At 68.2% G+C, this 23,217-nt stretch carries 19 protein-coding genes; 5 read left to right on the forward strand and 14 right to left on the reverse strand.

Going from position 1 to position 23,217, the window contains the following annotated elements:
- Positions 1–14: 14 nt before the first annotated feature.
- A complete protein-coding gene (locus tag ACFVTM_RS07075; protein ID WP_390202685.1) occupies positions 15–1,808 on the reverse strand; it encodes a glycerol-3-phosphate dehydrogenase/oxidase in 1,794 nt (597 codons plus the stop codon).
- Positions 1,809–1,931: 123 nt separating this feature from the next.
- Here ACFVTM_RS07075 and ACFVTM_RS07080 point away from each other — a divergent pair, with 123 nt between their 5' ends.
- From ACFVTM_RS07080 to ACFVTM_RS07095, 4 genes are all read left to right on the forward strand, one after another.
- Positions 1,932–2,894: a sugar-binding transcriptional regulator gene (locus ACFVTM_RS07080; RefSeq protein WP_390202686.1), complete on the forward strand. Its 963-nt coding sequence runs from the start codon at positions 1,932–1,934 to the stop codon at positions 2,892–2,894.
- 138 nt (positions 2,895–3,032) lie between these two features.
- Positions 3,033–3,902: an aldo/keto reductase gene (locus ACFVTM_RS07085; RefSeq protein WP_390202687.1), complete on the forward strand. Its 870-nt coding sequence runs from the start codon at positions 3,033–3,035 to the stop codon at positions 3,900–3,902.
- A 12-nt stretch (positions 3,903–3,914) separates the two neighbouring features.
- A complete protein-coding gene (locus tag ACFVTM_RS07090) occupies positions 3,915–4,841 on the forward strand; it encodes an alpha/beta fold hydrolase (protein WP_390202688.1) in 927 nt (308 codons plus the stop codon).
- Positions 4,838–5,923, forward strand: a complete 1,086-nt coding sequence (locus ACFVTM_RS07095; RefSeq protein ID WP_390202689.1) for a glycosyltransferase family 4 protein — start codon at positions 4,838–4,840, stop codon at positions 5,921–5,923. The genes ACFVTM_RS07090 and ACFVTM_RS07095 overlap by 4 nt, the downstream gene beginning before the upstream one ends.
- A 231-nt stretch (positions 5,924–6,154) precedes the next feature.
- Here the strand turns inward: ACFVTM_RS07095 and ACFVTM_RS07100 are convergent, their stop codons facing one another.
- The 13 genes from ACFVTM_RS07100 to pyrR all read right to left on the reverse strand — a co-directional run bounded on the left by ACFVTM_RS07100 (position 6,155) and on the right by pyrR (position 21,752).
- Positions 6,155–8,383, reverse strand: a complete 2,229-nt coding sequence (locus ACFVTM_RS07100) for a primosomal protein N' (RefSeq protein ID WP_390202690.1) — start codon at positions 8,381–8,383, stop codon at positions 6,155–6,157.
- A 191-nt stretch (positions 8,384–8,574) separates the two neighbouring features.
- Complete coding sequence (gene metK, locus ACFVTM_RS07105) at positions 8,575–9,810, reverse strand: methionine adenosyltransferase (protein WP_390202691.1); 1,236 nt, start codon at positions 9,808–9,810, stop codon at positions 8,575–8,577.
- A gap of 77 nt (positions 9,811–9,887) precedes the next feature.
- Positions 9,888–11,207: a bifunctional phosphopantothenoylcysteine decarboxylase/phosphopantothenate synthase gene (locus ACFVTM_RS07110; protein WP_390202692.1), complete on the reverse strand. Its 1,320-nt coding sequence runs from the start codon at positions 11,205–11,207 to the stop codon at positions 9,888–9,890.
- A gap of 52 nt (positions 11,208–11,259) precedes the next feature.
- Complete coding sequence (gene rpoZ / locus ACFVTM_RS07115; RefSeq protein ID WP_090581074.1) at positions 11,260–11,520, reverse strand: DNA-directed RNA polymerase subunit omega; 261 nt, start codon at positions 11,518–11,520, stop codon at positions 11,260–11,262.
- 39 nt (positions 11,521–11,559) lie between these two features.
- A complete protein-coding gene (gmk, locus tag ACFVTM_RS07120) occupies positions 11,560–12,132 on the reverse strand; it encodes a guanylate kinase (protein WP_390202693.1) in 573 nt (190 codons plus the stop codon).
- Between the two features lie 39 nt (positions 12,133–12,171).
- Entirely contained in the window at positions 12,172–12,489 is a 318-nt protein-coding gene (mihF, locus tag ACFVTM_RS07125; RefSeq protein WP_390202694.1) for an integration host factor, actinobacterial type, read from the reverse strand.
- Positions 12,490–12,679: 190 nt separating this feature from the next.
- On the reverse strand, positions 12,680–13,546 hold the full coding sequence (pyrF, locus tag ACFVTM_RS07130) for an orotidine-5'-phosphate decarboxylase (RefSeq protein ID WP_390202695.1): 867 nt from the start codon (positions 13,544–13,546) through the stop codon (positions 12,680–12,682).
- On the reverse strand, positions 13,539–16,913 hold the full coding sequence (carB, locus tag ACFVTM_RS07135) for a carbamoyl-phosphate synthase large subunit (RefSeq protein WP_390202696.1): 3,375 nt from the start codon (positions 16,911–16,913) through the stop codon (positions 13,539–13,541). The genes pyrF and carB overlap by 8 nt, the downstream gene beginning before the upstream one ends.
- Complete coding sequence (gene carA / locus ACFVTM_RS07140) at positions 16,913–18,136, reverse strand: glutamine-hydrolyzing carbamoyl-phosphate synthase small subunit (protein ID WP_390202697.1); 1,224 nt, start codon at positions 18,134–18,136, stop codon at positions 16,913–16,915. The genes carB and carA overlap by 1 nt, the downstream gene beginning before the upstream one ends.
- Positions 18,137–18,173: 37 nt before the next feature.
- Positions 18,174–18,692: a hypothetical protein gene (locus ACFVTM_RS07145; protein ID WP_390202819.1), complete on the reverse strand. Its 519-nt coding sequence runs from the start codon at positions 18,690–18,692 to the stop codon at positions 18,174–18,176.
- Complete coding sequence (locus tag ACFVTM_RS07150; RefSeq protein WP_390202698.1) at positions 18,692–20,062, reverse strand: dihydroorotase; 1,371 nt, start codon at positions 20,060–20,062, stop codon at positions 18,692–18,694. The genes ACFVTM_RS07145 and ACFVTM_RS07150 overlap by 1 nt, the downstream gene beginning before the upstream one ends.
- Positions 20,062–21,141 carry an aspartate carbamoyltransferase catalytic subunit gene (locus tag ACFVTM_RS07155; RefSeq protein WP_390202699.1) on the reverse strand — a complete coding sequence of 360 codons (1,080 nt, stop codon included), beginning with the start codon at positions 21,139–21,141 and terminating at the stop codon, positions 20,062–20,064. The genes ACFVTM_RS07150 and ACFVTM_RS07155 overlap by 1 nt, the downstream gene beginning before the upstream one ends.
- Positions 21,138–21,752 (reverse strand): bifunctional pyr operon transcriptional regulator/uracil phosphoribosyltransferase PyrR, encoded by a 615-nt coding sequence (pyrR, locus tag ACFVTM_RS07160; RefSeq protein WP_390202700.1) that lies wholly within the window; start codon positions 21,750–21,752, stop codon positions 21,138–21,140. The genes ACFVTM_RS07155 and pyrR overlap by 4 nt, the downstream gene beginning before the upstream one ends.
- A 136-nt stretch (positions 21,753–21,888) precedes the next feature.
- Here pyrR and ACFVTM_RS07165 point away from each other — a divergent pair, with 136 nt between their 5' ends.
- Positions 21,889–23,169 (forward strand): PrsW family intramembrane metalloprotease, encoded by a 1,281-nt coding sequence (locus ACFVTM_RS07165; RefSeq protein ID WP_390202701.1) that lies wholly within the window; start codon positions 21,889–21,891, stop codon positions 23,167–23,169.
- Positions 23,170–23,217: the final 48 nt, after the last annotated feature.

The following is a 23,217-nucleotide window of genomic DNA, read 5'->3' on the forward strand; positions in this document are numbered from 1 at the left end:
GCACGCAAGTCGAATCAGGCGACCAGGCTGTGGACCTGGACGCCGTGGAACCGCTGAAGCACCTCCTGCGCGTGGCTGATCTCCATGGCCCGGCGAGCCGCGTCCCAGCCGAGCGGGCCCGAAAGGATGCCGGCAACTTCGTTCAAGAGTTCCCCGGTCACGAGTCCCCGGAACGCCAACGATGTGCGGCGGATGAGGACGTCAACGAGGTGTCCGACCTGCTCGTTCGCCGCCATGAACTCCAGTTCGCGCGTGCTGAGCTCCCGGGTGGAGTGCAGCAGCCTGTCGGGTTCACCGGCCGGGGCACCGTCCAGGTAGCGGATGACTTCCTCGGCGCGGGTGCCGTAGCGGGTCAGCAGCCCGGTGACGCGGGCGGCGTCGCGGCCGGCGGACATGTGGGCCTTGATCCAGCCCTGGACGCCGTCCTCGCTGTCCGGGAACCCGGCGCCGCCGCCGATGGCGAGCTTCGCCGTCGAGACCTTCCGTTCCATGCCGAGTTCGGCCAGGACATCGTTGCTCAGGTGCTCGGCGAGGGCCCGGAATGTGGTCCACTTGCCGCCCACGAGGCTGAGCACGGCCCCGCCTGGCGCCGCACGGCGTTCGATCCGGTAGTCCCGGCTGACGAACCCGGGCTGCGTGGCGTCATGCTTCGGAAGCGGGCGCACGCCGGAGAAGGTGTAGACAATCTGGCCCCGGTCCACCTGGATGTCGGGGAAGACATGGCCGATCAGGTCAAAGAAGTAGTCGATTTCCGCTTCGGTGCAGACGGCGTCCTCGGCCATGTCGGCGTCGACGTCGGTGGTGCCGACCAGGACGCGGTCCCCCATCGGATAGATCAGCACAATCCGGCCATCCGTGTGTTCGAAGAAGATTTCGCGGCCGTTGCACGCCTCGAGCAGTGCCGGGTGGTCCAGCACGATGTGAGAGCCTTTGGTTCCGCCCATGAAGGACGACGCCGCCCCCATGGCCTCATTGGTCAGATCCACCCAGGCCCCGGTGGTGTTCACGATGACGTCGGCCGTGAAGTCGAAGACTTCGCCGGTGAGCTCGTCGCGCAGCTGGACTGTCGTGCCGCTGCTTTCGATGGTGCCGGTGGCGTCCGCGGCACCGTTCGCCGTACCCTGCGAGAGGAATGAAACGTAGTTGCTGGCCCGGGCCAGGTAGCTGTCCGTGCCGCCGGCCTTCTCGCCGTCCTGGAGCACATCGAGGGTGAGGCGCTCGGGGTTGTGGACCGATGCGTCAAAGTAGGTGGCCGCGTACTTGATCCCGGGGTGCAGGCGGGGCAGCTCGGCCAAGGCGCGCTTGCGTCCGCGGAACTGGTGGCGCGGAACCGTGCCGCCGTCGCGGGAGAAGAAGTCGTACATGCTCAGGCCGAGCTTGATCAGGAACGCTCCGCGCTCGGTGTGCTTGCCCTGCTTGTGCGTCAGGAAGCGCATCGGGGCGGCCAGGACTCCGGAGAACGTGCTGAAGATCGGGATCGTGGTCTGCAGCGGCTTGACGTAGTGCGGTGCAATCCGCAGAAGCCGGTTGCGTTCGACCACGGACTCCTGGACGAGGCGGAACTCGCCGTTCTCGAGGTACCGGATGCCGCCGTGGATCATGTGGGACGAGGCGCCGCTGGCGCCCTGGCAGTAGTCGCCGCGCTCAACGAGCGCCACGTCCACGCCCTGGAGGGCCAGGTCGCGGAACGTGCCCACGCCGTTAATCCCGCCTCCGATGATCAGCACCTGCGCGTGCCGCCGTGTCCGCAGCTTCTGTACCGAGGCGCGGCGGTTCGCCGGTGTGCCGACTGAGTCCTTCTGTCCCAAAACTGCTCCCTTGGGTTTGGTTCTGTGCGGCACGCCCGGGGCGCGGCGCCGTTCAACACTATTCTTTGGAGTAATGGAAAATGGAGTCAAGCACTATGCACAAACGTGCAGACGGGAAATTTCATGACCCTTTCACGCCAGTCCGACGCCCTCCGCGCGGCGCAGCTGTATTACCTCCAGGACCTGACAATGGACGCTATTGCACGGGAGCTGCGGACGTCCCGGTCCACGGTTTCGCGGCTGCTGTCGGCGGCGCGCGATTCGGGTCTGGTGCAGATCCAGATCCGCAGTCCGTTGGATACCGGGCCCGAATTGGAAAGCATGATCCGGGCCGAATACAAGGTGGATGTGCATGTCGTTCCGGTGGTGGACACGCTCAATGAGGCGGAAACACTGGACCGTGTGGCCATGCAGGCCGCCCGGACGATCGGACCGCTGGTGGACTCCAACGCGATCATCGGCGTCGCCTGGGGCTCCACACTGAGCGCCGTGAGCCGGCACCTGACCCGCAAGATCACCCACGACAGCGTGATCGTGCAGCTCAACGGCGCCGGAAATATGCAGACCACCGGCATCACCTACGCCTCCGACATCATGCGGCGGTTCGGCAGCGCCTACGGAGCACGGGTGGAGCAGTTCCCCGTGCCGGCCTTCTTCGACCACGCCGCGACCAAAACGGCCATGTGGAATGAGCGCAGTGTTCAACGCATCCTGGCGCTGCAGGCCCGGATGAGCATCGCGATTTTTGGCGTCGGGTCGGTCGACGCCGACTATCCCAGCCACGTCTACGCCGGTGGTTACCTCGATGAAGACGACCTGAGCGTTCTCGCGAACTCCGATGTGGTGGGTGACGTGGCCACCGTGTTCTTCCGCGCTGACGGGTCCTCCGACGGCATCACGCTCAATGAACGGTCCACGGGCCCGGACCTCGCCCAGCTCCGCCAGGTGCGGCGCCGCATCTGCGTCGTGTCCGGCGCCTCCAAGATCAACGGGCTCCGGGGTGCGCTGGCGGCAGGCCTTGCCACCGACCTGATCCTCGACGAGGCCAGCGCCCGCCGGCTCGTCCGGTTCGACGGGATTGGCTGACTGGCGCCGAAGCGGGATCCGCACCATGATCCAATGCGTGATCCAATGCGTGATCCAATGCGTGATCCGATGCGGCCGGCGGCAGCGGCGGCACCGGCGGTCCGTCGTTCGCCAGCGCCAGTGGGTAAAGTCGTTGTCATGAGACTCTCCCCCCGGCTGACCCTGAACAACGGCGTATTGATCGACCGGCTGGGATTCGGGCTGTACAAGGTCCCCCCCGCCGACGCCGCCAACCTGGTGACCATGGCAATCGAGACCGGCTACCGGCACTTCGACACCGCCGCCATGTACGGCAACGAGACCGGCGTCGGCAAGGGAATCGGTGCCCTGTCCGGGTTTGAGGGCACGGGCGGTGGCCCGGGGGAAACCGCACCATATGTATCCCGCGAGGACCTCTTCATCACCACCAAGGTCTGGAACGACGACCACGGCTACGACGCCACCATGCGGGCCTTCGACACGTCGATCTCCAACCTCGGCCTGGAATACGTCGACCTTTACCTGATCCATTGGCCGTGTGCGCGGCGTGGGCTGTTCCCGGAAACCTACCGCGCCCTTGAGACGCTGTACCGCGAGGGCAAAGTCCGGGCAATCGGCGTCTCCAACTTCCAGCCCCAGCACCTGGACCGGCTTCTGGACACCGCGGAAGTTGTCCCAGCCGTGAACCAGATCGAGCTTCATCCCTGGCTGCAGCAGAATGAATTGCGGGAAAAGCACGAGCTCCTGGGCATCCGCACGGAGGCGTGGAGTCCCCTGGGCCGCGGCCAGGTCCTGAAAGACCCGGTCATTCTGGCCCTCGCCGCCGAACACGACCGCACGCCGGCGCAGGTCATTCTCCGCTGGCACCTGCAACTGGGCAACATCGCGATCCCCAAGGCCAGTTCGTCCGGACGGATCCGTGAAAACTTCGAGGTCTTCGACTTTGAGCTGTCCGCATTGGACATGTCGGAGATGGGCGGCCTTGAACGCGGCTTCCGGACCGGCTCCCACCCCGACAACGTCGCATAGGAATCAATCCAAATGGAACAAGTGGACACCGGGTCCTCACGCACGCCGCTGCTCAGCAGCGGACTCGAAGCCCGCACCCGGGCCGAGTCCGTTGACGTCGACGGCGCCAGGATCGCCTATTGGGTCTACGAACCTGTGCGGGTCACCGCGGAGACCCGGACCATCCTGGTGGTGCACGGTTTCCGCGGCGACCACCACGGCCTGCTCCGGGTGGCCGACCAGTTGGCGGAGATGCGCCTGATCATGCCGGACCTGCCGGGCTTCGGCGGCTCGGCCGCGTTCGAACAGACCGAACACAGTGTCACCGCGTACGGCAGTTTCCTCGGCGGTTTCATGGCTGCGCTGGGCCTGGGTGCGGACACAGTCCTGCTGGGACATTCATTCGGTTCAATCATCGCCAGCCACTTCGTGGCGGCCAACCCCGACGCCGTGGCCGAACTGATCCTGGTCAATCCCATTGCGGCGCCTGCACTTGAGGGACCGAAAGGCCTGATGACGAAGCTCGCGGTGCTCTATTACGAGGCCGCCGCGCGCCTCCCCCGGCGGCTCGGCCTGGGCCTGCTCCGCAGCCAGGCGATCGTGCGGGTGATGAGTGTGGCCATGGCCAAGACCGGGGACAAGGACATCCGAAGGTTCGTCCACGCCCAGCACAGCGCCTATTTCTCCTCCTTCGCGGATCGGGACAGCCTGCTGCAGGCCTTCAAGGCCTCGGTCGGGAGCAATGTCTCAGAGGTGGCCGCTGAACTGACGCTGCCCGTGCTGCTGATCGCAGGTGAGAAGGATGAGATTGCCTTGCTGGCGGACCAGCACAAACTCGCGGCGCGGCTTCCGGACGGGAGGCTGGAAGTCATTCCCGGCGTCGGGCACCTGATCCACTACGAAACGCCCGAACCCGCCGCCCGCTACATCCGACGCTTCCTAAAGGACCACGCCGCGTGAAGATTCTCATTGATGCCCGATTCACCCGGCTGGACCACCACGACGGCATCAGCCGCTACAGCGCCAGCCTGATCGCGGCGTCCGCCAAGATCGCTGACGTCTCGATGCTGATCAGCGACCCCCGCCAGCTGGCGCTCCTGCCGGACGTTCCGTATACCGTGATCAACAGCCCGCTGTCCCCGGCCGAGCTCTTCGTGGCGGCGCGGGTCAACAAGCTGGGCGCGGACGTGGTGGTGTGCCCCATGCAGACCATGGGCAGCTGGGGCCGGAAGTACGCCCTGGTGCTGACCCTGCACGACCTCATCTACTACGAGCACCCCGCCCCGCCCGGGTTCCTGCCGGCCCCGGTCCGGGTCCTGTGGCGCCTGTACCACAAGGCCTTCTGGCCCCAGCGGCTCCTGCTGAACAGGGCCGACATCGTGGCCACGATCAGCTCCACCACGGCGGCCCTGATGGCGAAGTACCGGCTCACCCGGCGCCCGGTGAGGATCGTGGGCAACGCTCCCCAGCACGGTCACACACCCCGCGACCCGGGGGCAGGGGCCGACAAGACCCTGCTGTACATGGGCTCCTTCATGCCTTACAAGAACGTGGAGACGATGATCCTCGGCATGGCGGAGCTGCCGGACATGACCCTCCATCTGCTGAGCCGTATCGCACCGGAGCGGCGGGCGGAACTGGAGGCGCTGGCTCCGGAGGGTGCAAACATCGTCTTCCACAACGGCGTGACCGATGCCGAGTACGAGGCCCTCCTGGCGCGCACCACCGCCCTGATCAGCCTGTCCCGGGCCGAGGGCTACGGGCTGCCGCTAGTCGAGGCGATGTCGCACGGCACGCCGGTGATTGCCAGTGACATCCCGATTTTCCGGGAGGTCGGCGATGACGCTGTCAGTTACGTGCACCCGGACTCGCCCGCGGAGTTTGCCGAGGCCGTTCGCAAGCTCGAGGACCGTGCCCTGTGGAAGGCCCGATCCCTCCGCGCGGTGGAGCGGGCGGCCGACTTCAGCTGGGACGAGTCCGCCCGGCGCCTCGTGGCGGTCGCCGAAGAGGCCGTCGCCCTCCGCCAACGGAACAAGCGCTAGGTCACCGGAACGGCAGAGTCTCTGGTTGGCTGCCGCCATTCTGGGCACCGCGCGGAATTTCCCCACTTTTGCAACTGCGACGCCGGGACACGCCGACGTGGCGGGCGGACGCGCCGTCGGCAACCCGTCAAACGTGGGGAAACGCGGCGGCGGCCTGCAGCTCAGGGGTGGGCCCGCCCGGTGCGCCCGGGGTGCTTGGCGCGTGCGCTCGGCAAGGGCACTGCTGGCCAGCTAGAGGACGTCCACACCGTCCAGGCGCAGCTGCACCGGGTCTTCGCTGCGCTTGGCTGCGGCTGCCGCCTTGACGGCCCGCATGACCGCTGTGGCCTCGGCGGCCTGGGCGTAAGGGATGAACAGCAGTGTCCGGACCTCCTCGCCAGAATCCCGCAGCGCAGATTCCCGCAGCGCAGATTCCCCCAGCGCAGATTCCCCCCGTGCGGAATCCCGCAGGACGCGCCCGCCCGCGGCTGCCGGCAGCAAGAGGGGCGCCGGACCGGCCGTCCGGAGAACGGTGCCCTGTGCCGCCAGTCGCTGCTCAACGGCGTTGATGAAATGTCCGACGGCGGTCCTGCCCCCGGTGACGGAGGCGACCCTCACGGCGGGCGGTAACTGCAGTTCCTGCCGCAGTGCCAGTTCCCGGCTCGCGTACCCGGCGGGATCCCAGCGCAGCAGGGCGCCAACCCCGGCGGCGTCGTCGGCGGTGATGACCACGAGGCCGCCGTCGGGTGCCGGCCGCACCAGGGCTGCGGCATTAAACCAGCGGCGGACTGCGTCCTCCCCCGCCCTCAGGTTTTCCCGGCGCAGCAGCGAGTCGCCGTCGAGGAGCAGGGCCGCGGCGTACCCGCCGGTGGCAACCGGCTCGGCGCCGACGGTGGCCACCACGAGGGCCTTCGTCTCCGGAACGGTGGCCTTGACGTGGTCACCGGAGGAGGTAATGACCGGTTTTCCCGGAAACGCCCGGCCCAGCTCCTCCGCGGTGCGGAGGGCTCCCGTGGCGCCACGCCGGAGCCGGACACCGTTGCAGGTGCCGCAGCGCCATGACGGGGCCGGGGCGGAGCACCAGCGGCATTGCGGCACGGCGCTGTTCCCGCCCGGACCCGCGATCGCCAGGGGGCCGCTGCAGGCGGTGCAGCGGGCCGGTTCCCGGCAGGTTTCGCACACCAGCGAGGGGGCGTAGCCGGCACGGGCCACCTGGACCAGGACCGGGCCCCGTTCCAGACCCTCCTTGGCGGCACGCCAGGCCGCCCCGGGGAGGCGGGCGATGCGGGCCAGCGGGTCGCGTTCCAGTTCAAAGCTGTCCGCCGTGTTCAGTACGCGCGGGACGGTCCGGCGGAGGACGGTTCGCTCCGCTTCCACGGCCTGCGCCCAGCCGGAGGCGACCAGCCGCTCCGTTTCGGTGCTGCGCGAATGGGCGGCGAGCAGGCACGCGGCACCCTCCTGGCCCGCGCGGAGCAGGAGGACTTCGCGGGAGTGCGCGTACGGGGACCGCTGTTCGATGTGGAGGTCGTCGCCGTCGTCCCAGCAGACCACGAGCCCAAGGTTCCGCACCGGGGCGTAGGCCGCGGAACGCGTGCCCACGGCGACCCCGGCCGCGCCGCTGAGGATGCGCAGGAAGCTGCGGTAGCGCGGGGTTTGGCCGTCGTCAGCGGTGAGCCGGGCGACGTCGCCGGCAGGAAGGAGTTCCAGCAGGGCGGACTCCACGCGGTCCAGGTCCCGGTAGTCGGGGACCACCACGACGGCGCCGCGGCCGGAGAGGCGCGCCGCGGCCACGGCTTCGGCGACCATCCGCGGCCAGCCGCCAGGCCCGTAGCCCTGAAGGGGCGTCAGGACGGCCCTGGGAGACTCCCCGCCGGCCAGGTGGGCCAGGAACGCCTGGCCGTTGCGGTACGGGGTCCAGGCGCTGCCCGCGGCCGGTGAGGGCAGCGATACGGCGGCCGTAAGACCGGACATCTCAGTACCCGACAGCTCAGTACCGAACAGCTCAGGGTCGAGCCGGCCGTCCGGGGCGAATTCCTTTTCGAGTTTGGCCATCCGCGGCGGCACGGCAACGCGCAGGACATCGCTGACCGTTCCGGCGTACCGCGAGGCGATCCGGCCGGCGAGCTCGGCAACCGCGGGGGTCAGGACCGGGACGCACGACAGGACTTTGTGCAGAGGCACCAGCGGATGGCCGGCGTCGGACCTGGCGGTACGCTCCAGCAGGTATCCCTGCAGTTCCTGGCCGTTGAATTTAACCTTGACCCGGACTCCCGGCTGGGCCTCAGTGTCGAGGGTGGCAGGCACGCTGTAATCGAAGGGCCGGTCCAGGTGAGGCAGTGAGGATTCGATCAATACCCGCGCCACCGGCAGATGCGGAGCCAGGGCAGGCCCGGACGCTTCCGCGGCGGACGCCGGGAAACCCTGGAGCAGGGACAGCTGCTGCGGCTCGCCGGGCGCGCCGCCGGCAGGATTGGGACCCACGCGCACCTCCCCTTGGGCTCAATGGCGGTTTCTCAAATGCACTGTAGCCAGGCCACCGGAAGGCGGCCTGGCTACAGCACATCACACAGCACTGACAAAAACTTACTGACAATCACGCACCGTCAGCACACCATCAAAACGCACCATCAAAACGCACCGTCAAGACGGCTTCCTACACTCGGCCACCGGACTCAGGCGTTGAAGAACGCCTTCAGCTCGTCCACCCGGTCCAGGCGTTCCCAGGTGAAATCCGGGTCTTCGCGGCCGAAGTGGCCGTGGGCGGCGGTCTTGGCGTAGATCGGGCGCTTGAGGTCGAGGGCGTCGATGATGGCCCGCGGGCGCAGGTCGAAGATCTCGGCGATCGCGGCGCTGATCCGAGCCGGGTCCACGGTTTCGGTGCCGAACGTCTCAACGTAAGTTCCAACGGGGCGGGCCTGCCCGATCGCGTACGCGATCTGGATTTCGGCGCGCTTGGCCAGGCCGGCGGCCACGACGTTCTTGGCGACCCAGCGCATGGCGTAGGCGGCCGAGCGGTCCACCTTCGACGGATCCTTGCCGGAGAACGCGCCGCCGCCGTGGCGGGCCATGCCGCCGTAGGTGTCGACGATGATCTTGCGGCCGGTGAGGCCGGCGTCGCCCACGGGGCCGCCAATGACGAAGGCGCCTGCGGGATTGAGGATGTTGCGGGTCCGTGAGATGTCCAGGTTGGACAGCGCCATGACCGGGTCCACCACGTGCTGGGCGAGGTCGGCGCGGAGCTGGTCCAGGCTGGCGCCTTCGGCGTGCTGGCTGGAGATCACCACGGTCTCCACGGACACCGGGCGGTCGCCGTCATAACCCACCGTGACCTGGGTCTTGCCGTCCGGGCGCAGGTACGCGAGCTCGCCGTTTTTACGGACCTCGGTCAGGCGTTCGGAGAGCCGGTGCGCGAGCCAGATCGGCACGGGCATGTAGGACGGGGTCTCGTCGCTGGCGTAGCCGAACATGAGTCCCTGGTCGCCCGCGCCCTGGAGGTCGTAGTCGTCCTCCTGGCGTCCCTCGCGGGCTTCGAGTGAGTTGAACACCCCGCCGGCGATGTCGTTGGACTGCTGGCCGATCGATACGGAGACGCCGCAGCGGGCGCCGTCGAAGCCGTTGGCCGACGAGTCGTAGCCAATGCCCAGGATGGTCTCGCGGACAATCTGGGGGATCTCGACGTAGGCGTCGGTGGTGACCTCGCCGGCCACGTGGACCAGCCCGGTGGTGGCCAGCGTTTCGACGGCTACGCGGGATTCGGGGTCCTTGTCCAGCAGGGCGTCGAGGATCGCATCGCTGATCTGGTCACAGATCTTGTCGGGGTGGCCCTCCGTCACCGACTCGGACGTGAAGAGCCGGAGCGCGGCGGGCGTGGACCCGTGGAAGTCGGGGATGTGCAGCGGTAAAGTCACTCAACTACCTTACTGGTTGGAAAACGGACATCCGGCGGCGTGTGTCCCCATGCTAAGGAGACGTTGGTTACGCCCGGCTATGCCGGCGGTACAGCCCGGCTCAACTCGGCGCTGATCCGGTCGATCACGGCAGCCGCGACGTCGGATTTGGAACCCGACGCCTCTTGGGGTTCGGAGCCGGCGCGGGAAAGGATGACTACGGAGTTCGTATCTTCGCCAAAGACCTTGTCCCGGCCCACCTGGTTCACCACCAGCAGGTCACAGGCCTTCCGGCGCAGCTTGGCCCGGGCATACTCGAGGACATCTCCCCCGGCATCACCCGTTTCGGCGGCGAAGCCGACGATCAGCTGGTCCCGGGAGGCGGCGTCGCGGACCTCGACGAGTTCCCGCAGGATGTCCGGGTTGCGCACCAGGTTGATGACGGGATCGGCGACGTCGTCGCGCTTCTTGATTTTGGTGCCTGAGACGTCCGCCGGGCGGAAGTCGGCGACGGCGGCGGCCATGATGACGACGTCGGAGTCGGCGGCCGCGTGCAGCGCCGCCTTGCGCAGCTCCAGGGCAGTCTCGACCTGGATGAGTTCGACGCCGGCGGGCGCCGGGACCTCCATGTGTGCGGCCAGCACGCGGACGCGGGCGCCGGCCTCGAGGGCAGCCGCCGCCAGGGCCACACCCTGCTTGCCCGAGGACCGGTTGCCGAGGAACCGCACGGGGTCCAGCGGTTCGCGGGTGCCGCCGGCGCTGATGGTGATGGTCAGTCCGGCCAGCGGGCGGCCGGCGGACGGTCCGGCACCCGGCGCCGGTTCCGCCCCGGTGTCGGCGGCCGGCACGGTGTCTCCGGGTGCCAGGGAGGCGGTGCGTGGCACGGCGGATGCGCCTGCAAGGGCCATGGCGGCGGTGAAGATCGCCTCGGGCTCTGGCAGCCTGCCGGGACCGGAGTCGGCGCCGGTCAGGCGGCCGCTCGCGGGTTCCAGCACGGTAATGCCGCGGCTGCGCAGGGTTTCGACGTTCCCCTGGGTGGCCCGGTGCTGCCACATTTCGGTGTGCATGGCCGGGGCCATCAGCACGGGGCAGTCGCCAGCCATCAGCAGGGTGTTGGTGAGGAGGTCATCGGCCTGGCCGGTGGCCGCGCGGGCCAGAAGATCGGCGGTGGCCGGGGCCACGACAATCAGGTCAGCCTCGTGGCCCAGCCGGACATGGTTGACCGTGTGGACATCGTCGAAAACGCTGTTGGTCACCGGGTGCCCGGACAGGGCCTCCCACGTGGCAATGCCGACGAAACGGGTGGCCGACTCGGTGGGGATGACCGTGACGTCATGCCCGGCTTCAGTAAAAAGCCGGAGGAGCGATGCCACCTTGTAGGCGGCAATCCCTCCCCCGACTCCGAGGACTATGCGCACGTGATCTCCGTCAACAGGCAGTCTGTTTACTTTGCTATTCCCGCGAAGGGAATTACTCCGCGGCTTCGATGGGCGTGGAAACGAGCTTGCCTTCGTTGATCTCGCGCAGCGCGATCGAGAGGGACTTCTCGTTCAGCTTGGTGTCGACCAGCGGACCAACGTACTCGAATAGGCCCTCGTGCAGCTGGGCGTAGTACGCGTTGATCTGGCGTGCGCGCTTGGCACCGAAAATCACCAGTCCGTACTTCGAGTCGGCAGCCTTCAGCAGCTCGTCGATCGGCGGGTTGATGATGCCTTCAAGGTTCGTGGACACGAATTCTCCAAATTCTAACGGGCTGATGGCTTCCCGCGGCTAGTGCGGGTGGGGGGTCAGCCCCATGAGTGAAACAAGCTCGTCCGCTGCCCGGCGAACGTCGTCATTAATAACGGTGTGGTCGAACTCCGGTTCAGCAGCAAGCTCTACTTTACCGGTTTCCAGCCGCCGCTGCTGTTCCTCGGCGCTTTCCGTGCCGCGGCCCACAAGCCGACGGACCAATTCTTCCCAGCTGGGCGGCGCAAGGAACACAAACTGCGCGTCCGGAACGGCCTGCCTGACTTGGCGCGCTCCCTGCAGATCGATTTCCAGGAGCACCGGCCGGCCCTCGGCGATGGCCTGGTTCACCGTGCTCTTCAGGGTGCCATAGGTGTTCTGGCCATGCACCACGGCCCACTCAAGGAGTTCGCCTGCAGCCACGAGGGTCTCGAACTCCTCCTTCGACTTGAAGAAGTAGTGCACCCCGTCGATTTCGCCAGGCCGCGGGGCCCGGGTGGTAGCCGACACGGACAGCCACACCTCGGGATAGTTATCGCGGATATAGGTGGACACGGTGCCTTTGCCAACAGCCGTCGGGCCGGCGAGGACTGTCAGTCCCGGTTTCTTGCTCACATATTCCTTTGGGCGTTGGGGGCAGCTCGGCGGACCAAGTTATTTGTCGTCAATAAAATCTACCAGCGCCCGGCGCTGGTGGATTCCCAGGCCGCGGACCCGCCGGGATTGCGCGATGCCGAGCTGGTCCATGATGGCCGCGGCACGGACCCGGCCGATCCCGGGCAATGCTTCCAGCAGCTCCACGATCCGCATGCGGGCAATGGCGTCGTCGGTTTCCGCGGCATCGATGACTTTGGCGATAGTCAGCTCTCCTGACTTGAGGCGCTCCTTGGCCTCGGCCCTGGTGGCCCTTGCGGCAGCGGCCTTGCGAAGGGCGTCGGAACGCTCCTGCGGAGTGAGGGGTCTCAAGCTCACTGAAGTCCTCCCTGCATGGCGGGACGGGGCACCCGTGCCCTTGCCCTGAACCTACCTTCTGGCGGCGGCAGAAATCAATGGAAATCTGCGGCTGCCGCGGCACGGGAAAGCCCAGTCCGGGAGGCGGGAACCGGAAAGCCCGCGGCCCGGGTCCGGCATCTCCGGTCCCGGGCCGGTTTGGCGGCTGCGGCTAGGCCGCGAGGAGTTCGTCGAGGGTGCGCCGTGCGGCATCCCGGAGCGCCTGCGGCTGCGGTCCGGCGCCGAGGATGTCCCGGCTCGAGGTGGCGAGGACCTGCGGATAGGCCTCACCGAAAGTGCGGCGCAGGTCCGCGGCCGTGGCGCCCTGTGCACCCAGCCCGGGGGCAAGGATGGGCCCGCGGACCGCCGCCAGGTCGAGATCCAGTGCCGTCAGGGCAGAGCCCACCGTGGCACCGACCACAAGGCCCACGGAACCGAGGGAACCGTCGTAACGGCGGTTCTCCGCCGCGGCCGCCTCCGTGATCCGCCGCGCGACGGAATCAGCCCCGCCGACGTGCTGCACCGAGGCGCCCTCCGGGTTCGAAGTCAGCGCAAGGACGAACACGCCCCGCCCGGTCTCTGCGGCCAGGTCCAGCGCGGGCCGCAGAGACTCAAAGCCCAGGTACGGGCTCAACGTGACCGAATCCGCGGCCAGGGCCGAGCCGTCCCGCAGCCAGGCGTCGGCGTAGGCGGCCATGGTGGAGCCGATGTCACCGCGCTTGGCGTCCGCAATGGTCAGCACGGAGGCTTCCGCGGCCGCGGCCAGGGTGCGTTCGAGCACCGCCATACCGGCCGAGCCGAGCCGCTCGTAAAGCGCCACTTGCGGCTTCACCGCGGCCGCGAGGGAGGCCACCGCCTCCAGGACGGTCAGCGAGAAGCGTTCCAGGCCGGCGGCGTCGTCCGTCAGGCCCCAGCGCTGCAGCAGCGCCGGGTGCGGGTCGATGCCGACGCACAGCGGGCCGCGGGCGGCCATGGCCCGGCCCAGCCGGGAGCCGAAGGACTCCCGGAAGGCCGTTTCTGCGGTAGACGCCTCAGGCATGCTGCGAGGCGGCTTCCCGGGACGCGGCTTCCTGCGATGCAGCGGTTTGCGTGGCCGCGGTTTGCGTGGCCGCATTTTGCGAGGCCGCCAGGGCAGCGGCGTGCTCCTGCAGGCTCGTGACGGACCATTCGTAGGTGCGCAGCGCCTCGATGGCCTGGACGGCGGCGTTGAACTCGGCCACGGTGGTGATGCACGGGATCCCGATCGACGTCGCGGCGGCGCGCAGTTCGTAGCCGTCGCTGCGGGCCTCGCCACCGGAGGGGGTGTTGAAGACCATGTCGATTTCGCCGGCGACGATCAGGTCCGCGATGGTGCCCTCGCCTTCGGCGCTGGAGCCTTCGGCGACCTTCCGGACCGGGGTGGCCTGGATGCCGTTGCGGCGCAGCACGTCGGCCGTGCCGCCGGTGGAGACGATCTCGAAGCCAAGGTCGGAGAGCCGCTTGACGCCCATGATCACCGAACGCTTGTCCCGGTTGGCCACGGAGACGAAGATCTTGCCCTCGGTGGGCAGCGCGTTGTTGGCCGCTGCCTGGCTCTTGGCGAAGGCCGTGTCGAAGTGCTTGTCGATGCCCATGACTTCGCCCGTGGAGCGCATTTCCGGGCCGAGCAGGGAGTCGACCACCTTGCCCTCCGGGGTGCGGAAGCGGCTGAAGGGCAGCACGGCTTCCTTGACCGAGACAGGGGCGTCCAGCGGCAGCGTGGAGCCGTCCCCGGATTCCGGCAGCATCTTGTACGCCGTGCGGAGCTGGTTGACGGTCACGCCGGTGCCGATCAGGGCCGCGGCCTTGGCCATCTGGACACCGGTCGCCTTGGAGACAAACGGCACCGTGCGGGAGGCGCGCGGGTTGGCTTCGAGGACGTAGAGCACGTCGGAGGCCAGGGCGAACTGGATGTTGATCAGGCCGCGGACGCCCACGCCCTCGGCGATGGCCAGGGTGGCGGTCCGGACCCGTTCCAGCACGTTGGTGCCCAGGGTGATGGGCGGCAGGACGCAGGCCGAGTCGCCCGAGTGGATGCCGGCCTCCTCGATGTGCTCCATGATGCCGCCGAGGTACATCTCCGTGCCGTCGTAGAGGGCGTCGACGTCGATCTCGACGGCGTCCTCCAGGAAGCGGTCGATCAGGACCGGGTGGTCCGGGGTGATTTCGGTGGCGTTGGCGATGTAGCGGGAGAGGTTGGGCTCGTCGTAGACAATCTCCATGCCGCGGCCGCCGAGGACGTAGGACGGGCGGACCAGGACCGGGTAGCCGATCTCGTCGGCGATCTTCTTGGCGTCCTCGAAGGACACGGCCGTGCCGTTCTTCGGTGAGACGAGCCCTGCCTTATCGAGCACGCGGGAGAACGCGCCACGGTGTTCGGCGAGGTCGATCGCCTCCGGCGAGGTGCCCAGGATCGGCACGCCTGCGTCGGCCAGCTGCTGGGCGAGCTTGAGCGGGGTCTGGCCGCCGAGCTGGACGAAGACGCCCATGACGCCGCCGGTGCGCTCCTCCGCCGCGATGACCTCGAGGACGTCCTCGAGCGTGAGCGGTTCGAAGTAGAGCCGGGTGGAGATGTCGTAGTCGGTGGAGACGGTCTCGGGGTTGCAGTTGACCATGACGGTCTCGTAGCCGGCCTTGCGCAGCGCCATGGAGGCGTGGACGCAGGAGTAGTCGAACTCGATGCCCTGGCCGATTCGGTTCGGCCCGGAGCCGAGGATGACGATGGACGGCTTGGCGTGCAGCGCCACCTCGTCCTCCTCGTCGTAGGACGAGTAGTGGTAGGGCGTGTAGGCGGCGAACTCGGCGGCGCAGGTGTCCACGGTCTTGTAGACGGGGCGGATGCCGAGGGCCTGCCGGACACCGCGGACCACGTCCTCGGAGTTGTGGGTCAGGGCGCCGATCTGCTCGTCGGAGAAGCCGTGGCGCTTGGCGCGGGTCAGCATTTCCGGGGTCAGGGCCGCGGCCTGGCGGATTTCGAGGGAGATCTCGTTGAGCAGCTGGAGCTGGTCCAGGTACCAGGGGTCGATCTTGGTGGCCTCGAAGAGCTGCTCCACGGTGGCGCCGCCGAGCAGGGCCCGCTGGACCTGGTGCAGGCGGTCGGTGGTGGGGCGCTTGGCCTTCTCGATCAGCTCCGCGACTTCCCATTCCGGGACGTGGCTGAAGTCCAGCTGGGAGCCCTTCTGCTCCAGGGAGCGCAGGGCCTTCTGCAGCGCCTCGGTGAAGTTCCGGCCCATGGCCATGGCTTCGCCGACCGACTTCATGGTGGTGGTCAGGGTGGGGTCCGCCGCCGGGAACTTCTCGAAGGCGAAGCGCGGGACCTTGACGACGACGTAGTCCAGGGTCGGCTCGAAGGACGCCGGGGTCTTCTGGGTGATGTCGTTCGGGATCTCGTCCAGGGTGTAGCCGAGGGAGAGCTTGGTGGCGATCTTGGCGATCGCGAAGCCGGTGGCCTTGGAGGCGAGGGCTGAGGAACGGGAGACGCGCGGGTTCATCTCGATCACGACGACGCGGCCGGTGTCCGGCTCGACGGCGAACTGGATGTTGCAGCCGCCGGTGTCGACGCCGACTTCGCGGATGACGGCGATGGAGATGTCGCGCAGCCGCTGGTACTCGCGGTCCGTCAGGGTCAGTGCCGGGGCGACGGTGATCGAGTCACCGGTGTGCACGCCGACGGGGTCGAAGTTCTCGATGGAGCAGACCACCACGACGTTGTCGTTCTTGTCCCGCATCATCTCGAGTTCGTATTCCTTCCAGCCGAGGATGCTCTCTTCGAGCAGCACCTCGGACGTGGGGCTGTACTGCAGGCCCTGGCCGACGATCCGGCGGAGGTCTTCCTCGTCGTAGGCCAGGCCGGAGCCGAGGCCGCCCATGGTGAAGGAGGGCCGGACGACCATCGGGTAGCCGAGGTCCTCGGCCGCGGCGAGGGCCTCGTCGATGGTGTGGATGATGTGGCTGCGGGCCGATTCGGCGCCGCAGCGCTCCACGACGCCCTTGAACTTCTCGCGGTCCTCGCCGAGTTCGATCGCGGCGATGTTGGCACCGATCAGCTCCACGTTGTACTTCTCGAGCACGCCGTTCTTGTCCAGGGCGATGGCCGTGTTGAGGGCGGTCTGCCCGCCCAGGGTCGGCAGGACCGCGTCGGGGCGTTCCTTGGCGATGATCTTTTCGACCACCTCGGGGGTGATCGGCTCGATGTAGGTGGCGTCGGCGAACTCGGGGTCCGTCATGATGGTGGCCGGGTTGGAGTTGACGAGGATGACCCGCAGGCCTTCCTCCTTGAGGACACGCAGTGCCTGGGTGCCGGAGTAGTCGAATTCGGCGGCCTGGCCGATCACGATCGGACCGGAACCGATGACCAGGACGCTCTTAAGGTCAGTTCTCTTGGGCATTACTTCTTGTCCTCAGTCTTGGATTCGGTGGAAGTTTTGGTGTCCGCCATGAGCTTGATGAAGCGGTCGAAGAGGTAGGCGGCGTCGTGCGGGCCGGCGGCCGCTTCGGGGTGGTACTGCACGGAGAAGGCCGGGATGTCGAGGCAGGCGAGGCCTTCGACGACGTCGTCGTTGAGGCTCACGTGGCTGACCTCGACGCGGCCGAAGCGTTCCTCGGGGGCCTGCGTGGCGCCGTTGAGCGGGGCGTCGACGGCGAAGCCGTGGTTCTGCGAGGTGATTTCGACTTTGCCGGTTCGGCGGTCCATGACCGGCTGGTTGAGGCCGCGGTGGCCGTAGCGCAGTTTGTAGGTGCCGAATCCGAGCGCGCGGCCCAGGATCTGGTTGCCGAAGCAGATGCCGAAGTACGGGATCTTCACGTCCAGGACCGAGCGGAGCAGCTTGACCTGGTTGTCCGCGGTGGCGGGGTCGCCGGGGCCGTTGGACATGAAGAAGCCGTCGGGGTTGACGGCCTGGACGTCGGCGAGGGTTGCCGTGGCGGGCAGCACGTGCACCCGGACGCCGCGCTCGGCGAACCGGACCGGGGTCATGCGCTTGATGCCGAGGTCGATCGCGGCGATGCTGAACAGCGGTTCGCCGTCCCAGCCGAAGTCCTTGGGCTCCACCGTGTAGGCGGCGTCCACGCTGACTTCCTCCGCGAGCCGTGAGCCTTCCATCGGCGCGCTGGCCAGGACGGCGTCGAGCAGTTCCTTGTCCGTGGCGCGGGCGGCGTCGCCGGAGAAGATGCCCGCGCGCATGGTTTTGTGTTCGCGCAGGTGGCGGGTGATGGCGCGGGTGTCCACGCCCTGGATGCCGACGATCCCCTGTTCGACGAGCTCGTCATCGAGGGACCGTTCGGACCGCCAGTTGGAGGGCCGGCGGGCGGCGTCGCGGACGATGTAGCCGGCCACCCAGATGCGGCGGGACTCGGCGTCGTCGGCGTTGACGCCGGTGTTGCCGATGTGCGGCGCGGTCTGGACCACGAGCTGGCGTGCGTAGGAGGGGTCCGTGATGGTCTCCTGGTAGCCGGTCATCCCGGTCGCGAAGACCGCTTCGCCGAGGGCGGTTCCGGTGGCGCCGTAGCTGGTGCCGCGGAAAATCCGGCCGTCTTCGAGGACGAGGGCTGCTGGGGTGGCTGCTGCTGCAGCGGGTGCAGTGTCATCTGCTGTCACTGTTTTTTCTGTCACTGTTTCTTCTGACACTTCGTTGGCTTCCGTCACGTCGTTACTTTCCACTATCGGCTTCTGCCTGAGGGGCTGCGGAGATCAAATCTTTGAGGGTGGTCAGGAGCGCGGCTTTGTCGTCGGCCCGGCGGGTCCGGAAGCCGGTGTCCAGCTCGTGGGAGCCGAGCATCCAGCTGAGCACCAGCAGGCCGTCTTTTTCCACGAACTTTCCGGCCATGCCGCTTTCCTGGCGCACGCCGGTGAGGCGGGCGGCCGGGATGAACACCGGGCCGGCGCCGGCCCGGTCGAAGAGCACACCATCGGGGTGCACGCTGAGCGTGGCGTTGGTGCGGATGCCCAGGTGATGCACGGCGATCCGGTCCAGCCAGTCGCCGGCGGTGGTGGACGCGACGTACTGGCCGTCGGCCGCGGCCAGCGGGGCGCCGAGTTCGTCGGGAACCTCGGGCAGGGGCTCGACGTCGGACTGGCGGCGCAGGCGGTTGCGCCAGCCGACCGCGATGAGGGTCAGCGCCACGGCCGTCAGGACGAGCGTGAGGAGCAGGGAAAGGTCCTTGACCATCACGGACGGCCCGCCGGTCCGGCGTCGACGGCGTCGGCCGGCCACCGGTACGGGGTGTTGAGTTTGCCTTCGAGCACGGTCGGGTGGCCCTTGAAGAACGTCGCCACCACCTTGCCGGGGAGTTCCCGGCCGGCAAACGGAGAGTTACGGCCCATGGTTGCCATCTTAGAAGGGTCCACGGTCCAGCGCGCAGCCGGGTCCACGAGTGTGACGTTGGCGGGTTCGCCGGGCTCGAGCGGGCGGCCCTGGTCCTCCAGCCGGCCGATCGCGGCCGGGGCGGTCGAGGTGACCCGGGCGAAGTCTTCCCAGCCCATCAGCCCGGTTTCGATCATGGTGTGCTGGACCACGGAGAGCGCCGTTTCGAGGCCGGTCATGCCCATGGCCGCCTGCGCCCATTCGCATTCCTTGTGCTCGCTCGGGTGCGGGGCGTGGTCGGTGCCGACGACGTCGATCGTGCCGTCGGCCAGTGCGGCGCGGAGGGCCTGGACGTCCTCGTCGGTGCGCAGCGGCGGGTTGACCTTGTAGACGGGGTCGTAGCTGCGGGCGAGCTCGTCGGTGAGCCAGAGGTGGTGCGGGGTGACCTCGGCCGTGACGTTGACGCCGCGGGACTTGGCCCAGCGGATGATTTCCACGGACCCGGCGGTGGAGACGTGGCAGACGTGCAGGCGGGAGCCGACGTGCTGGGCCAGCAGCACGTCGCGGGCGATGATGCTCTCTTCGGCGACGGCCGGCCAGCCGGCCAGGCCGAGGACGGCGGAGACCTCGCCCTCGTTCATCTGGGCGCCGGCGGTGAGGCGGGGTTCCTGAGCGTGCTGGGCCACGACGCCGTCGAACGCCTTGACGTATTCGAGTGCGCGGCGCATCAGCACGGGATCGTGGACGCAGATGCCGTCGTCGGAGAACACCCGCACGTGGGCGCGGGAATCAGCCATGGCGCCCAGTTCGGCGAGCTGCTCACCCGCCAGGCCGACGGTGACCGCGCCCACGGGGCGGACGTCCACCCAGCCGGCGGTCCGGCCCAGGGTGAGCACCTGTTCGACGACGCCGGCGGTGTCCGCCACCGGGGTGCTGTTGGCCATCGCGTGGACGGCCGTGTAGCCGCCGAGGGCGGCGGCGCGGGTGCCGGTTTCGACGGTTTCGGCGTCCTCGCGGCCGGGTTCGCGCAGGTGGGTGTGGATGTCCACCATGCCGGGCAGGGCGACGAGGCCGGCGGCGTTGATCACGGTGGCGCCTTCGGCGTCCAGTTCCCGGCCGCGGGCGGCGATGACGCCGTCCCGGATCAGGAGGTCCTCGGCGGCTCCGCCCAGGATCGCGGCGCCGCGGATCAGATAGGCGCCGCTGTTGTGTGCGTTCTGCTGCTGTTCGGCCATCAGTGGCTCTCCTGGGGGGAATAAGTGGCGTTCGGATTGGCGGCGTGGGACGCGGCCGCGGAGAAAGATACGGGTGCCGCGGCGAGGGAGGCTGCGGCGGGTGCTGCGGCCGGTTCGCGGTGCTCGCCGGAAAGCAGCAGGTACAGTGCCGCCATCCGGATGGAGACGCCGTTGCGCACCTGCGCCAGCACGGTGGAGCGGGGCGAGTCCGCCGCGGCAGCGGAAATTTCCAGGCCGCGGTTCATGGGGCCGGGGTGCATGATGATCGTGTCTTTGAGCCCCAGGCTGTCGAGGGCCAGGAGCCGGTTGTCGTCGAAGCCCCAGCGGCGTGAGTACTCGCGGGTGGTCGGGAAGAAGGATGCATTCATCCGTTCGCCCTGGACGCGGAGCATCATCATGGCATCCACGCCCTGCGCGAGCGTCTCGTCGAGGTCGAAGCTGACGGCGCAGGGCCATTTTTCGACGCCGATGGGCAGCAGCGTGGGCGGCGCGACGAGGGTGACCTCGGCGCCGAGGGTCCGCAGCAGCCAGACGTTGGAGCGGGCCACGCGGGAGTGCAGGACGTCGCCTGCAATGGCGACGCGCATGCCCTGCAGGTCCGCACCGGCCGACGGCCTGCCGGCCAGCTTCGCCCAGTGCCGGCGCATGGTGAACGCGTCCAGCAGCGCCTGGGTGGGGTGTTCGTGGGTGCCGTCGCCGGCGTTGATGACGGCGGCGTCGATCCAGTCGGTGGCGGCGAGCCGGTGCGGGGCGCCGGAGGCCCAGTGCCGGATGACCACCGCGTCGGCTCCCATCGCGGCCAGGGTCTGGGCGGTGTCCTTGAGCGATTCTCCCTTGGAGACGGAGGAGCCCTTCGCGGCGAAGTTGATGACATCCGCCGAGAGGCGCTTGGCCGCCGCTTCGAAGGAGATCCGGGTGCGGGTGGAGTCCTCGAAGAAGAGGTTGACCACGGTGCGGCCGCGCAGGGCGGGGAGCTTCTTGACCTCGCGCTCCCCCACGGCCGCCATTTCCTCGGCGGTGTCGAGGATGCGGATGGCGTTGTGCAGGCTCAGGTCTTCGGTGGAGAGCAGGTGCTTCATGCGGTGGCCTCGATGACCACTTCATTGACGGGCTGGCCGTCAATTCCCCCGTCGCCGGCGGAGTCAGTTTCCTCGAGCCGGACCCGGACCTTCTCCGAGGAGGACGTGGGCAGGTTCTTCCCGACGTGGTCCGCGCGGATGGGCAGTTCCCGGTGGCCACGGTCGATCAGCACGGCGAGGCGGACAATCCGCGGGCGGCCGAGGTCGATGATGGCGTCGAGGGCTGCGCGGATGGTGCGTCCGGAGTAGAGGACGTCGTCGATGAGCACGACAACCTTGTTGTCGATCCCGGTGCGCGGCAGCTGGGTGGGGTACGGCGGCCGGGTGGGCTGGTGGGACAGGTCGTCGCGGAACATCGTCACGTCGAGCTGGCCGACGATCGCGGCGGCGTCCACGGTGGGATCGGCGGCGGCGATCTTGGCGGCGAGGCGGACGGCGAGCGGGTAGCCCCGGCGCGGGATTCCCAGCAGGACGAGGTCCTGGGAGCCCTTGTTGGCCTCGAGAATTTCATGGGCGATACGAGTGAGGACGCGGTCGATGTCAGCCTGGTTGAGGACAACCCTGGTGAGCACAACCTTCGCCGGACCCGGTGCTGAGGGCACAGAAGTCAAGGCTCGTCTCCCCTTTCCCCGCCTCACGGGACGGAATTAAAAAAGGATTATTTGCTCTTTCAAATTACCACAGCGGGGCTTGCGGCCCGTCGCTGGCGGAATGCGTTTAACCTCACACGGACTTAGGCTCGAGTCCATGACTACGAACGAGCCGCGGCCGGGGCAGGACCGCCCCGGTTACTCCGCCCCGGGCCAGAGGCCGCTGCCCCAGCAGGCCAACCCGACGTGGCTGGGGCATGTCCGGCCGCAGTACTACCAGCAGGCGCCGGCCAACAACCGCGGCCAGGTCCAGCCGGCGCTGCCTCCCCCCTATGCCGCGGGAGGCAGTCCTTGGAAGGGCGGCAGCAGTTCCGCCGGCGTTTTTGGACTCGTGCTGGCCGGCGGACTCCTCGCGTTCATCAGCCTCTTCCTGGTCCTGCCGTTCCTCCTGGACCGCACGGGAATCTCCGGCTTCGTGGTTGGCTTCATCGCCTCGCTGGTCCCCCTGGCCACTGTTCTGCTGACGGTGCGCTTCATCGACCGCTGGGAACCCGAGCCCAGGGCGCTGCTTCTTTTCGCCTTTGTCTGGGGATCCGTGGTCTCGATAGCGGTGACCATGCTCGTCCAGCCCTATTTTTCGCTGCTGGCGGGGCCGGCTTCAGGACTGGACTATACGACGTTCGCCGTGACGGTCCAGGCGCCGGTGGTGGAGGAATTCGCCAAGTCTCTGGGGCTGCTGATGATCCGGCTCTTCGCCCCGAGGCACTTCAACGGACCGGTGGACGGGGTGGTGTTCGCCTTCACGATCGCGGCAGGCTTCGCGTTCACTGAGAACATCCTCTACTTTGGCCGCGCCATCGCTGAATCCAGCGACCCGGGCACGGACCTCGCGATGGTGTTCTTCCTGCGCGGGGTCATGTCGCCGTTCGCGCACGCCATTTTCACCGGTACCACAGGCCTGATCATGGGCTTGGCCGTGAGCCGCGGGAGCACCGGGCTGTCCGTGTTGGCGTTCGTGGTGGGCCTTATCCCCGCGATGCTGCTGCACAGCGGCTGGAATAGGATGGGCCAGGACTTCCTGGCGCAGTATGTTCTGGTGCAGGTGCCGATCTTCCTGCTGGCGGTCCTGGTCATCACCCTGCTGCGGGTGGCGGAACGCAGGCTCACCCGCCAGCGGCTCAGGGAGTACGCGGCAGCAGGCTGGTTCACCGCGGCCGAAGTGGACGTACTGGCCACCCCCGGCGGCCGGCGCTCCGCGCTGCGCTGGGCCCGGTCCATCGGGCGGGACGCGCAGATGAAGGCCCTGCTCCATGCGGCCACGGAGCTTGCCATCACCCGGCAGCGGATCCTCAGCGGCAGGGATGTGGCCGTGCACCAACGCGATGAACAGCACCAGCTCGCCGAGATCGCCGCCCTCCGGGCCGCCGTCGTCGGTTAACGAAGGAACCCCGCCCGGGGTGTGTCCCGGGCGGGGTTCCTTGTGGTG

The sequence above is a fragment of the Arthrobacter sp. NPDC058130 genome (genome assembly GCF_042884475.1).
Taxonomy (GTDB): Bacteria; Actinomycetota; Actinomycetes; order Actinomycetales; family Micrococcaceae; genus Arthrobacter.